Here is an 11,851-nt window from a genome sequence, read left to right as displayed (position 1 = left end):
ACGTCACTTGTCAGCCGGAGTTGCGCTGCTAGGCTTGTTCAGCCGGACCTTTCCGGCATGCCCATTATCTGCTTCAGACTGTAGAACGTTGTTCGCGGGGACCACATGTTTTTCAACTGGAGGTTTTCCCATGAGACTGCAGCTATTCAATGCCGCGATCATTGTCGCCAGCATGGCGGCCACCGACCCGTCTCTCGCCGGTGAAGCATCGACCGCATCCGCTTCACCCGACAAGACCCCGTCCACCCACGCAGCAAAACAGGAGATCAAGCTCACCCGCCTCACCCCCGAGTATTGGCGCGTCACCTTCCACAACCCGCCGTACAACATCTACGGCCCCGAGACCATGCCGCAACTTAATGAGGTCGTCACGGCCATCGAGACCGATCCGAAAGTGGTGGTCGTAGTCTTCGACAGTGACGTTCCAGACTTCTTCCTCACCCACTACGACTTCGTCCCGCCGCTGACCGACACCACCAGCCTGCCCAACGGCCCCACCGGCCTGCCACCGCTGCCCGATATGCTGGTTCGCTTGAGCAAGGCGCCAGTGGTCTCGATAGTGTCCATTCGCGGTCGCGCCACCGGCGTCGGCAGCGAACTGGCCCTGGCCAGCGACATGCGCTTCGCCAGCCGCGAAAAAGCCATCCTCTCGCAATGGGAAATCGGCGCCGCCCTGGTGCCCGGCGGCGGCCCGATGGCGCGTCTGCCCAGGCTGATGGGCCGTGGGCGCGCGCTGGAAGTGCTGCTCACCGGCAATGACATCAATGGCGAACTCGCCGAACGCTACGGCTACGTCAACCGTGAGCTGCCCGATGCCGAACTCGATGCATTCGTCGACACCATGGCCCGGCGCATTGCCCGGTTCGACAAACAGTCGATCGCCGACATCAAGCGCCTGGTCGACGCCGCCAGCCTGCCACCCAACGAAGCCATCGCCGCCGAATGGGACGGTTTCATCGGCTCGGTCAAACGCCCGGCTGCGCAGCAACGCATCACCCAACTGATGGAGCTTGGCCTGCAGAAAAAAGCCGACGTCGAAAAACGCCTGGCGCACTACACCGGCACCCTGGGCGAGGCCTCGAAATGAGCTCGCCGTCGTTCAATCCTGATCAGGAGTCACTGTCATGAGTGCTGCACTGGAAACCGTTCTCTACACCGCAAAAACCCACACAGTCGGCGGTCGCACCGGCACCGGCAAATCCAGCGACGGCGAGCTGGACGTCAAATTCAGCTCGCCCGGCTCGGGCAAGCCGGGCACTAATCCGGAGCAACTGTTTGCGCTGGGGTATTCCGCCTGCTTCATCGGCGCGATACAGGTGGCGGCGGGCAAGATGAAGATCAAATTGCCGGAAGAAACGTCTGTGGATGCCGAAGTGGATCTGGGCAAAACCGGCGCTGGGGATTTTCAATTAGCGGTCCGGTTGAACGTCAACTTTCCCGGGTTGGAAGAGAGGGTGAAACGGGAACTGGCTGAGGCTGCGCACGAGATGTGCCCGTATTCGCGGATGACGCGGGGGCATGTGTCGGTGGATTTGAAGGTGCTTTGAATCCCAGCGGTCCAATGGACTGCTTTTGTGGGAGTGAGCCTGCTCGCGATAGCGATTGTTCATTCAACATGGATGTCGACTGACACACCGCCATCGCGAGCAGGCTCGCTCCTACAAGGGGATTAGCTGCGTGGCGAAGATCTTGGCATTTCAACCGCGACAATCAGTAATTTGTATTTCATGGCGGCGTCCTTGCACGTAGACCGCCAGCATAGGCCCGGTTGTGTCTAACCACAGATCACCAACCCCCCAGATGCAACAAAACCCGCACTTGGCGGGTTATGTCTTGCTTCATACGCCACGTCGCCTCATGAGCGCCTCGCATCCGGGTTGTCTACAGCAGGATTAGCAAAAAGGTGCTCCGCAGCAAAGTCCACGAATACGCGGATTTTCGGTGAAAGATGGCGACTGGACGGCCACAACGCCCAGAACTGTCCTTGGTCTTCGGTGTGACCGTCGAGCACCGTTTCCAGGCGCCCTTGGGCGATTGCTTCGCGGGCCAGGAAGTCCGGGACAAATGCGATGCCGTGCCCGTCCACCACGGCCATCAGCATGGCTTCCATGTTGTTCAATGTCAGGGCGGTTGGCAGGCGCAACTGCGTGATCTGGGGGGATGAAGACATACTCCATTCCATTATTTTGCCCGTCGTGACAAATCGATAACGCAAGCACTCGTGATGCTCAAGGTCACTGAGCGTGACAGGCCGTCCCTTACGCTGCAAATAATCAGGCGATGCGCACAGGACAAACTTGAAGGGCCCCAGCTTGCGGGCCATCAGCTTGGAGTCGGCCTGCCCGCCGCTGCGAATGACCACGTCAAAGCCTTCATCGATCACATCCACCAGTTGGTCGTTGAAGTCCAGTTCCAGCTCGATCTCCGGGTAGGCTTTGCGGAACCGCGCCATGTGGGGCAAGAGAAAGCGATAGCCGATGGTGGGCAAGCTGACGCGTAACTTTCCGCGGGGTTCCTGTGTGGCGTGGGAAAGCATCGCCCGGGCATCTTGAAGATCGTCAAGGATCTTGCGGCAGCGCTCATAGAACAACTGCCCCTCCGCGGTCAGGCTGACTTTGCGGGTGCTGCGGTGCAATAACCGCACGTTCAGCGAAGCTTCAAGCTTGGCGACGTTTTTGCCCACGGCCGAGGCAGAAATCCCCAACGTCCTGGCGGCGCTGATGAAACTGAGCGCCTCGGCGGTTTTTACGAATGAGATCACCCCACTAAGACTGTCCATGCCTCGATTACATCCTTCTGGTTCATTATAAGTGGAATAAAAGCCCGTTTATCTTCGATTGTATCCTAACTAGAGTGGGTGAACGATCGCGTGCCTCGGCCTGGACAGCACGGATACTTCACAGATATGCAGGGATTGATTTGATGAACTCAGTGACCGAATCGCTGCCGACCCATGGTCGGCACTCCATTTTGGCTGCCATTTGCCTGGCAGCCCTGGTGTTACCCATGAGTTTTACCGGCGGGGCAGTGGCTACGCCGTTCATTGGTCAAACGTTTGATGCCCAGCCCACGGAACTGGCCTGGATCACCAATGCCTTCATGCTCAGCTTCGGCAGCTTGCTGATGGCCGCCGGTACCCTTGCTGACCTCTATGGGCGCAAGCGTCTGTTCATGTGTGGCATGGCGTTGTTTGCACTGGTGTCGACCCTGTTGGCGGTGGTGCCCGATATTCTCTGGCTGGACCTGTTGCGCGGCGTGCAGGGTATTGCCGCGGCGGCAGCCCTGTCGAGCGGGTCGGCGGCATTGGCTCAGGAGTTTGACGGGCATGCCAGGACGCGGGCGTTCAGCCTTCTGGGCACCACGTTCGGGGTTGGCCTGGCCTTCGGTCCGTTGTTGTCGGGGTTGCTGATCGAGTACATGGGGTGGCGCGCCATTTTTCTTTGCACCGCCCTGATTGCCATCCTTTCTTTGATCTTTGCCCTGCCGAAAATGCGCGAAAGCCGCGACCCGCAAGCACAACGTCTGGATACGCCTGGCGTGCTGACGTTTTCCGGCCTGTTGATCTCGTTCACCACGGCGGTGATTCTGGCGCCCGAGCAAGGCTGGGGCTCGCCGGTGATCCTCGCGCTGCTTGGAGCATCGGCGGTCTTTTTGTTGCTGTTTGTCGTAGTTGAAAATCGGGCGAAACATCCGATGCTGGAACTGGGGCTATTTCTGTTTCCTCGCTTTGTTGGTGTGCAGATCCTGCCGATCGGTACCTGCTACTGCTACATCGTCTTGATCGTATTGCTGCCGTTTCGGTTTATCGGCGTGGAAGGGGCCAGTGCCTTTGAAGCGGGGCTGATGATGCTGGCACTTTCTGCCCCGATGCTGATTGTTCCGATCATTGCTGCGTCGCTGACGCGCTGGTTGTCGGCGGGCGTACTCTGCGCCATCGGCTTCGTTATTGCAGCGACCGGGCTCTACTGGCTGAGTGCGATCCCGGTCGGCGCGCACGCGCAGATCATCGCGGCCATGCTGCTGACCGGTATCGGTACAGGTCTGCCCTGGGGCTTGATGGATGGTTTGTCGATAAGCGTGATCCCCAAGGAGCGGGCGGGGATGGCCGCCGGAATTTTCAACACAACGCGGGTGGCCAGCGAAGGTGTCGCCCTGGCCATCACGGTTGCGGTGCTGACGGCCCTGGTCGCGCACCATTTGAGCCTCAGTACCTCGGTCCAACTGTTCGCCGGTGACTATTCAACGATCGCGCAACGCCTGGTAATGGGTGACATCCAGCACGCGAGCGCCGACGCCAGTCAAATCCCGCTGACGGTACTGCGCTCGGCTTATACCGCGGGGTTCAACACCTTGTTGCAACTGCTGGCGATGTTCACGCTGTTCACTGCCGCCGTGGTCTTTCTGTTTCTTGGGCGCCAAAGCGAAGTCGGCACTCAATCCGCATCCGATGTCGTGCGTCTCTCATCGGACACCTGAAAGCCGCTTTGGAGCCATGCCTGATGTCGCCCAACACACACTTCACGCCGCTGGTTCTGGCGGGCATTGCCTTACTCTGCGGCTTGTCGGTGGCCAATGTTTACTTTAACCAGGCACTGCTGCCGGTCTTCGCCGATACCCTGCACGCCGGTGCCGGGCAAACCAGCTGGATCGCCACTGCATCGCAGATGGGCTATGCCTTGGGGATGTTGCTGATCGTTCCGCTGGGCGACAGAGTGTCGCCCTTGCGACTCTGTCGCGTACTGCTGGCGTGGACTTGCGTGCTGTTATTACTGGCAAGCCAGGCCACCCATCTTTCATTCCTGGCAGGCGCCAGCTTCTTGCTCTGCATGGGCACATGCATCCCGCAGGTGTTGCTCCCCTACCTGGCCGGGCTGGCCACGGCTGGCGAACGCAGCCGCGTCATTGCCTGGGTACAAACGGGGCTGGTCACCGGGATCCTGCTGTCCCGGGCCATTGCCGGATGGTTGGCCGATCACCTCGGCTGGCAGTCGGTCTATTGGGTGGCGGCTTCTGCCATGGTGCTGTGTGCACTGGCGCTGCCGAGCGTTCTGCCACGGCGCGATACGCCTGCGGTGTCCGTTGCCTATGGCAGATTATTGAGCTCGATGCTGCACCTGTTCTGGCACGAGCCGCTGCTGCGCCTGTCATGCGCCCTGGGTGCAGCGGTCTTCGCAGCGTTCAGTGCGTTCTGGTCGGTTATCGCGTTCAAACTGATGGCGCCGCCCTACAGCATGAACGCCGCTGATGTCGGGTTGTTCAGCTTGTGGGGCGCCCTCGCCACCCTGCTGACTCCTGCCGCCGGCAAGGTGTGTGAGCGCTTTGGCACAGTCGCCATCAGCCTCGTCTCTATCTTGCTCTGCGGCCTGAGCTTCGCCTTGACCATCGCCTGGTCCAATAACTTTATTGTGTTGCTGGTGTGCGCCAATCTGCTCAGCTTCGCCCTGCAACTGGGCCAAGTTGCCAACCAGACGCGTATTTTTTCTCTGAGACCGGAAAGTCGCAGCCGCTTGAACACGGTGTACATGGTCTGCAATTTTTGTGGTGGCGCGTTCGGCAGTGCCATGGGAGGGTACCTTTGGCAGCGTTTCGGCTGGACCGGGTGCGTCTTGTTGGGATTGCTATGTGCTGTATTGGCGATGGTTGCCTTGCTGGCTATTCTCAGACCGCGTCAAAAACAACTTTCCGCCATTTAATCATTGAATGACTGAGCGGCCACGCTTGTAACTTGCTATTCCCCTCCTGCACTGACTAGTTGTATTGGTTAGCCACGCCAATGCAACTACCTTCGCCTTCTGATTTCTTCCTGCGTTCAAATCCTCGACTCGTGCCCAATCTACTCATTGGTCTTTCGCGCAATGATGTATTTAGCGTTGCTGGACCTTGGACTTATAGTTCAGACAGTTCAGCCTAAAACGCTCAACCGCTTTGAAATACCCTGAAATACAATTGGCCGCAGCAAACAGATTTTTCGAAAAAAGCAGACAGACTCCAACTTGGCAGAAAGGTCAGGGTGTTCGTTAGTTCCCTGGTTTTAATTTGATCTCTCAAAAAAGGAGTCTTCGATGACTGTCATCGACTCTGAAAAAGTGTGTGTTTTCATACCCTTCGCCGGGGGCAGTGGCTTGTCCTTTGAAGCACTGCGGCGTGCCGTAGGCGATTACATGCCCGTGATTGGCGTCACTTACAATGGGCGCTATCAGAAGAGTGTGACGCCGGCACCAGGCACGGTCGAAGCAATGGCGAATGAGGTCATTGCACTTATCGATAATCTGGCGGCGCGTGAGGTCATTGTTTTTGGTTATAGCCTGGGTGCCATCGTTGCTTACGAAGTTGCTCGACGCAAACATGAGTTTGGCACGCGACTGATCAGTCTGGTGGTCGCTGCCTGTCGTGCCCCACATCTTTTTAATTGCGCGCAGGTGACACTCGACGAATCTGAAGAAGTATTTGTTCAAACTGTTTCCAGGTTTGGTGCCATCCCGGATTTCATGCTTAAACACTCGGCGGCGAAGGCACGCATGCTGCCTTCGCTTATCAAGGATTTCCATGCTGCGGCCAAGTATCGCCACATTCCTGGTGAGCCTCTGGACGTTCCCATGATGGTTTTGGGTGGAAAAGAGGATCCGTTTGCACCGATTCAGGATGTTATTGCCTGGAAGGAGCATAGCCACAATTTTGTTCGTCTGGAGTTTTTTGAAGGAAGCCATTTTTTCCTCACTCAGCATATTCCTGCCATCACCCAACTGATTACCGAGTTTGTTAGCCCGGCAGCACCGCTGCCAGTTTCATCCCAATATCTGGAAACATCTGCACGCATATAAAGGTGAAAAAATGGAAGAACTCAGAGTTTCAAATAGCGCTTCTTCGTGCCCGTTTTCTGGGCTTTCCTCGTTCTGCGAAACTCAGCAGGAATCGCCCAGGCATTACATTGTGGTGGGCGATCGAATCAAAAGTCAGTGCAGTGACAATATGTTCATTTCGGTGACGGCAGCAGAAGAAATAGTGACCCAGCTAGATAGAGACGAAAAGTTAACTTTGCATGTTGGTCAAGGTATTACCGATGAGCAACTCAATATTCTGTATGGCTTCAAGGAGGTTTTGTCGCCTGCCTTGAATATTGTTCCAGTTGATCGCCGTCTTCGTGCCTCCTCAACAGCTACTCATAAATTGAAGAGTCATAACATTGCCATCTCTATGCCGAGTGAAAATGGCAACGGTACTTACTCTGCCTCGCTGATGATCGATGATGCCAATGCCGAACTAAGCGATCATCTGACGGGGCAACACGTTTCCGGAATGATGGTGATCGAAGCTGCCCGGCAAATGACCATCGCCGTGGCAGAAGCCTATTACGTGACACCGGCTGCCAAAGGAAAAGTTAACTTTGTCACTAACAAGATGGACGTCACTTACATGGACTTCCTGTTGCCGATACACACGGAAATCCTCTGCGTTCCTATTGAATTACGCCGCTCTGGTACCTCGAATTTTCGTTTTGGCTGCCGCCTTGAATTCAAGCAACAAGGCCAGTGTCTAGCGGCGCTCGGCTTTGAACTATCGGTCATCGACTCGCGCTATTTCCAACTCAAGGAAGCGCAACTTATTCACCAATTCGTCAAGCGTCTCGCCTGATCTCACGTTGAGAGGAACCCCTATGAAAGAGCAAATTCTCGGCATCATTTACAACGCTATCGAAAATGAAAACCGCAGTCTCGTCCAACCCATCAGCCTGGAAAAAGGTGAAGACACCGCCCTCTACGGTGCCGGAGGCGTCCTCGACTCGATGAGTCTGGTGTCCATCGTGATTGATGTCGAGCAGATGATCGAGGAGCAACTGGGGGTCAAAATGACGCTGGTCAACGACAGCGCCATGTCTCCCAAACGCAGCCCGTTCCAGTCGGTAAAGACCTTCGCCAACTACATTCTCGAATTGAATGCACAGGTGTCCCATGCCCGATAACACGCCTGTCACGCTGATTACGGGGACACGCAAGGGCATCGGCAGACATCTTGCCGAGTACTACCTTGCCCAAGGCCATCGTGTGATCGGCTGCAGTCGCTCATCCTGCGATCTGAGCCATCCGGGCTATGACCACTTTATTGCCGATGTGGCCGATGAACAGGCCATCAGTGAACTGATGAGGCACGTGCGCGGCACCTGCGGTCGGCTCGATCACCTGATCAACAATGCCGGGATCGCCAGCATGAACCACTCACTGCTGACGCCCTACAAAACCGCGCAAAATATTATGCAAACCAATGTTCTGGGCACATTCCTGCTCAGCCGTGAGGCAGCAAAGCTCATGCGAGCCGGGCGCCAGGGGCGCATCGTGAATTTTTCCACAGTGGCCAAGCCGTTGAAGCTGGAAGGCGAGGCACTGTACGCCGCGTCAAAAGCCGCCGTGGAAACCCTGACCTGTGTGATGGCCAAGGAGCTCGCCAGTTTTGGTATCACCGTCAATGCCGTGGGTCCTACACCGATCGATACCGATCTGACGCGGGTCATCCCCGCACAAAAGATGAAAGACCTGCTGGCGCAACAATCGCTGCAGCGCTTTGGCACTTTCGACGACGTGACCAATGTGACGGATTTTTTCCTTTCACCGCGTAGCAATTTCATTACCGGCCAAGTCGTGTATCTCGGCGGGCTCTAACTCTCGTTCTCTTGCAAAAGGATCTCACCATGAACCTGGACGCCATCAAGAAAGAACTGGCAGAACTTCTGGAACTGCGCGAATCGGAACTTCAAGTCGATGTATTGCTGCACCCCCTGAGCAATTGGGATTCATTGACCAAGGTCACGCTGCTGGGGGTGTTGAATGACCAGTTCGGTTTCGCCTTGAGCCCTTCCGTGCTCGACGAGGTTGAAACCATGGGTGAGCTGTTCGATGCCATTCAGGCCGATGCGGCTGGCGCTCGCGTCAGTGAGCCTTCATGAGCGCGTCTATCGATGGGGTGTCGATCCGCGCGCTGTCGGCCGCAGTACCCCAGGACGTGATGACCCTGGCCGATTTCGCCACGTTGTTTGGTGAAAAAGAAGTGCAGCGGATCGCCAAGAGTACCGGTATCCATCAAGTGCGGGTGGCCAACCGGCTGTCGACGGTGGATCTGTGTGCCGCGGCTGCCCGGTCGTTGTTCAACGCCGCGGATATCGATCCCGCCAGCATCGATGGCCTGGTGGTCGTCACACAAACGCCCGACAGCCTGATGCCAGCCAGCAGTGCAATCCTGGCGGATCGCCTGGGGTTGAAGAAAGGACTGGCTGCCTTCGACCTCAACTTCGGCTGTTCCGGCTACATCTATGGCCTGTTTCAGGCAGCCATGCTGATCAAGGCCGGTGGCTGCCGTCGAGTCCTGGTATGTACTGGCGATGTGATCAGCAAACTGCTCAACCCTGAAGACCGGCACGTGCGGCTGGTCTTCGGCGATGCCGCGACCTGCACCCTGTTGGAATGCGGCGATCAGACGCTCGGGTTTGCGTTCGATACCGATGGCGCCGGTGCGCAATACCTCAACACTGCGCTGGATTACACGCCCGGCAGCACCAGCCGGGTACAGGCGGCCGGATTGCATATGGACGGCGGCCAAGTGATGAACTTTGCTTTGGAAAAAGTGCCGTCGGCGATCAACGCCTTCCTGCGGGACAAAGGCATCGACCCCGACCGTGTGCCGTTCTTCCTGCTGCACCAGGCCAACAAATTCATGCTCGATTACCTGGCCAAAAAGCTCGGCGTTTCGCCGGCCAGGGTCCCCATCGAAGTCGCTGATGTGGGCAACACCGGCCCCTCGTCGATTCCGCTGATGATCTGCAAGCGGCACGACCGCGAAGACTTGCGGCAAGACAACCTGATTGCCTGTGGTTTTGGCGTCGGATTGTCGATCGGCGTGGCCCATTTGTCGCTGCGCGATGCGCTCATCGTTGACCCCGTAGAAGTACCTGCCCTCCCTAACTGATCTGACAATCAAGGAAAGATGACGATGACTATCCAAGCAATCTGGTTCGACTTCGGCGGCGTACTGTCGCCATCCATCGACGAGCTGTACCGCGTCTACCAGGAAAATACCGGCATCAGCCGCACCCAGATGGAAGCCGCCATGCATGCCGTGGCCAAGCCGCTGAACGTGCAGTTCCAGGCACCCATCGAGCTGGCAATGATGACTCAGATCGAATGGGGGCAGGGCATGAGGAAGGCATTGTCCGAGCTGTATCCGGGCATTGATTTGAGCCGCTGCGACTTTGATCATCATGGCGAGCAGTGGTTTTCCCCGCACAACGTCAACGAACACATGTTCGAGCTCTTCCATGAAGTGAAAGCGGCCGGTCTGAAGTCATGCATCCTCACCAACAACGTGGTGGAGTGGGAAACGCCTTGGCGGCGCATGGTTGGCCTGGATGATGTCGCTGACAGCATCGTCGATTCCTGCAAAGTGAAACTGCGCAAACCAGACCCGAAAATCTTTGCGCTGGCGGCCGACCAGATCGGCGTACCTGCCGACGGCTGTGTGCTGATCGATGACGTCGAAGAAAACTGCGAAGCCGCGCGAGCTGCCGGTTGGCACGCCATTCTGTTCGTGGACAGCCTCGAGACTCAGCAAGCCGTACGCGCCCTCATCGACGCTGCCCGACCTCGTGCGCAGGCAGGTGCCCGATGAACATGCGCGTCCATCCCTGCGTGCTGGATATTCCCAACCTTGATGCGGTGCCCTACTACCAAACCGTGGGTTGGGAAGGTCAACTGCCGCAAATCCGGTTGCCCAGCGGCCACGTCGCCACTCACCTGACTGGATACGCCGATTGCAAGGCGTTCCTGGCCGACCCAAGTATCAGTCGAACCCTGTGTAACGTCGAAAACGGCCCGACCTTTCTTCCCGGACCGACCCAGCCGGAGCTGTTGCTCAATCTGGATAACCCGGCCCACATGCGCTCCCGCGCGACCGTCGCGCGTGCTTTCAGCAAGCGCGGCCTGGAAAGCGTGCGCCAGCACGTGACCACGGTGACCGTCGACAGCATCGAGCTGCTGCGCAAAGGCGAGACGCCGGCGGACCTGTTTGCCTCGGTGCTGGAGCGCCTGACTTCATCGACGGTGTGCCACATCCTCGGTATCCCGGAAGAGGACCGGCTGCTGTTCAGGCCCTGGAGCCAAATGATTCAATCGGCGCCGCCGGACGATATCGCCGGTATCGAAGCGGCGGTCAACGCCAGTTTCGATTACATGATGGACTTCGTGCAGGGCCGCAGGGTGGCGCATCCAGACGGTTTTATTCGCCAGTATGTCGACCAGCGCCACACCCTGGAAGACCCGCTGAACGACCGGGAGTTTGTCGGCGTGCTGCTGGGTATTCTGCTGGGGGGCGACCATAACGCCCTGAGCGTGATGACTAAAAGTCTCTATACCTTGCTGTGCGCGCCATCGCTCTGGCAGTACGTCCGGGAGAACCCCGATCGTTCGCCACAATTGATCGAGGAGCTCATTCGGCTGATTCCCATCGGCAAGTTATCGGCGTTCCCCCGAATCACCACCCAAGCCCTGCAAACTAGCCGCGGGCTGATTGCGGCGAACACTACGGTTTACGCCAACGTGTTCCTCGCCAACCGTGACCCCAGCGTGTTCAGCGCACCGCTGCTGATCAATCCCGACCGCCAGGACAAGGCCGCGCATATGCAATTCGGCCATGGCATCCACAGCTGCATGGGGCCGGCGCTGGCGCGTCTGGAAATAGCCACCGTGCTGTCGACCCTGGTACAGGCATTGCCCGATCTGGAGCTGGCGTGTGACCCGGCGTCGATCCGTTGGATCAACGGCACGGTACTGCGCCGCCCCGACGAACTGCCTGTGCGTTTCTGATGCCA

Annotated in this window: 13 protein-coding genes; 12 read left to right on the top strand and 1 reads right to left on the bottom strand. The window is 57.6% G+C overall.

Features of this window, described 5'->3' with window-relative positions:
* The first annotated feature begins 130 nt into the window (after positions 1-130).
* Complete coding sequence (locus tag BLU63_RS06095) at positions 131-1,087, top strand: enoyl-CoA hydratase/isomerase family protein (protein WP_174604240.1); 957 nt, start codon at positions 131-133, stop codon at positions 1,085-1,087.
* A gap of 37 nt (positions 1,088-1,124) precedes the next feature.
* Positions 1,125-1,547: an organic hydroperoxide resistance protein gene (locus tag BLU63_RS06090; RefSeq protein ID WP_083375083.1), complete on the top strand. Its 423-nt coding sequence runs from the start codon at positions 1,125-1,127 to the stop codon at positions 1,545-1,547.
* A gap of 308 nt (positions 1,548-1,855) precedes the next feature.
* Here the strand turns inward: BLU63_RS06090 and BLU63_RS06085 are convergent, their stop codons facing one another.
* Positions 1,856-2,779 carry a LysR family transcriptional regulator gene (locus BLU63_RS06085; protein WP_083375082.1) on the bottom strand — a complete coding sequence of 308 codons (924 nt, stop codon included), beginning with the start codon at positions 2,777-2,779 and terminating at the stop codon, positions 1,856-1,858.
* Positions 2,780-2,922: 143 nt separating this feature from the next.
* Between BLU63_RS06085 and BLU63_RS06080 the strand changes: the two genes are divergently transcribed.
* From BLU63_RS06080 to BLU63_RS06035, 10 genes are all read left to right on the top strand, one after another.
* Entirely contained in the window at positions 2,923-4,476 is a 1,554-nt protein-coding gene (locus BLU63_RS06080) for an MFS transporter (RefSeq protein WP_083375081.1), read from the top strand.
* 23 nt (positions 4,477-4,499) lie between these two features.
* On the top strand, positions 4,500-5,693 hold the full coding sequence (locus tag BLU63_RS06075; protein WP_083375080.1) for an MFS transporter: 1,194 nt from the start codon (positions 4,500-4,502) through the stop codon (positions 5,691-5,693).
* Between the two features lie 369 nt (positions 5,694-6,062).
* The gene (locus BLU63_RS06070) at positions 6,063-6,821 is read left to right on the top strand and encodes a thioesterase II family protein (RefSeq protein ID WP_083375079.1); all 759 of its coding nucleotides are present in this window, start codon (positions 6,063-6,065) and stop codon (positions 6,819-6,821) included.
* A gap of 10 nt (positions 6,822-6,831) precedes the next feature.
* Positions 6,832-7,632, top strand: a complete 801-nt coding sequence (locus BLU63_RS06065; protein WP_083375078.1) for an AfsA-related hotdog domain-containing protein — start codon at positions 6,832-6,834, stop codon at positions 7,630-7,632.
* A gap of 22 nt (positions 7,633-7,654) precedes the next feature.
* Complete coding sequence (locus tag BLU63_RS06060; RefSeq protein ID WP_083375077.1) at positions 7,655-7,960, top strand: hypothetical protein; 306 nt, start codon at positions 7,655-7,657, stop codon at positions 7,958-7,960.
* Complete coding sequence (locus BLU63_RS06055) at positions 7,950-8,654, top strand: SDR family NAD(P)-dependent oxidoreductase (RefSeq protein ID WP_144443442.1); 705 nt, start codon at positions 7,950-7,952, stop codon at positions 8,652-8,654. The genes BLU63_RS06060 and BLU63_RS06055 overlap by 11 nt, the downstream gene beginning before the upstream one ends.
* Positions 8,655-8,683: 29 nt before the next feature.
* Positions 8,684-8,938, top strand: a complete 255-nt coding sequence (locus BLU63_RS06050) for a phosphopantetheine-binding protein (protein WP_083375075.1) — start codon at positions 8,684-8,686, stop codon at positions 8,936-8,938.
* Positions 8,935-9,954: a 3-oxoacyl-ACP synthase III family protein gene (locus BLU63_RS06045; RefSeq protein WP_083375074.1), complete on the top strand. Its 1,020-nt coding sequence runs from the start codon at positions 8,935-8,937 to the stop codon at positions 9,952-9,954. The genes BLU63_RS06050 and BLU63_RS06045 overlap by 4 nt, the downstream gene beginning before the upstream one ends.
* 24 nt (positions 9,955-9,978) lie before the next feature.
* Positions 9,979-10,653, top strand: a complete 675-nt coding sequence (locus tag BLU63_RS06040; protein ID WP_083375073.1) for an HAD family hydrolase — start codon at positions 9,979-9,981, stop codon at positions 10,651-10,653.
* A 2-nt stretch (positions 10,654-10,655) separates the two neighbouring features.
* Positions 10,656-11,846 carry a cytochrome P450 gene (locus BLU63_RS06035; protein ID WP_158243822.1) on the top strand — a complete coding sequence of 397 codons (1,191 nt, stop codon included), beginning with the start codon at positions 10,656-10,658 and terminating at the stop codon, positions 11,844-11,846.
* The last annotated feature ends 5 nt before the right edge of the window (positions 11,847-11,851 follow it).

It is taken from the genome of Pseudomonas mandelii (assembly GCF_900106065.1).
Lineage (GTDB): Bacteria > Pseudomonadota > Gammaproteobacteria > Pseudomonadales > Pseudomonadaceae > Aquipseudomonas > Aquipseudomonas mandelii.
This window is presented reverse-complemented; position numbering and strand designations above follow the sequence as displayed.

What these genes read in the sequence shown, in the direction of transcription:
- BLU63_RS06080 (WP_083375081.1), top strand. Translation starts at nt 2,923, where the DNA reads ATGAACTCAGTGACCGAATCGCTGCCGACCCATGGTCGGCACTCCATT.
- BLU63_RS06070 (WP_083375079.1), top strand. Translation starts at nt 6,063, where the DNA reads ATGACTGTCATCGACTCTGAAAAAGTGTGTGTTTTCATACCCTTCGCC.
- BLU63_RS06055 (WP_144443442.1), top strand. Translation starts at nt 7,950, where the DNA reads ATGCCCGATAACACGCCTGTCACGCTGATTACGGGGACACGCAAGGGC.
- BLU63_RS06040 (WP_083375073.1), top strand. Translation starts at nt 9,979, where the DNA reads ATGACTATCCAAGCAATCTGGTTCGACTTCGGCGGCGTACTGTCGCCA.
- BLU63_RS06095 (WP_174604240.1), top strand. Translation starts at nt 131, where the DNA reads ATGAGACTGCAGCTATTCAATGCCGCGATCATTGTCGCCAGCATGGCG.
- BLU63_RS06050 (WP_083375075.1), top strand. Translation starts at nt 8,684, where the DNA reads ATGAACCTGGACGCCATCAAGAAAGAACTGGCAGAACTTCTGGAACTG.
- BLU63_RS06075 (WP_083375080.1), top strand. Translation starts at nt 4,500, where the DNA reads ATGTCGCCCAACACACACTTCACGCCGCTGGTTCTGGCGGGCATTGCC.
- BLU63_RS06035 (WP_158243822.1), top strand. Translation starts at nt 10,656, where the DNA reads ATGCGCGTCCATCCCTGCGTGCTGGATATTCCCAACCTTGATGCGGTG.
- BLU63_RS06060 (WP_083375077.1), top strand. Translation starts at nt 7,655, where the DNA reads ATGAAAGAGCAAATTCTCGGCATCATTTACAACGCTATCGAAAATGAA.
- BLU63_RS06085 (WP_083375082.1), bottom strand. Translation starts at nt 2,779, where the DNA reads ATGGACAGTCTTAGTGGGGTGATCTCATTCGTAAAAACCGCCGAGGCG.
- BLU63_RS06090 (WP_083375083.1), top strand. Translation starts at nt 1,125, where the DNA reads ATGAGTGCTGCACTGGAAACCGTTCTCTACACCGCAAAAACCCACACA.
- BLU63_RS06065 (WP_083375078.1), top strand. Translation starts at nt 6,832, where the DNA reads ATGGAAGAACTCAGAGTTTCAAATAGCGCTTCTTCGTGCCCGTTTTCT.
- BLU63_RS06045 (WP_083375074.1), top strand. Translation starts at nt 8,935, where the DNA reads ATGAGCGCGTCTATCGATGGGGTGTCGATCCGCGCGCTGTCGGCCGCA.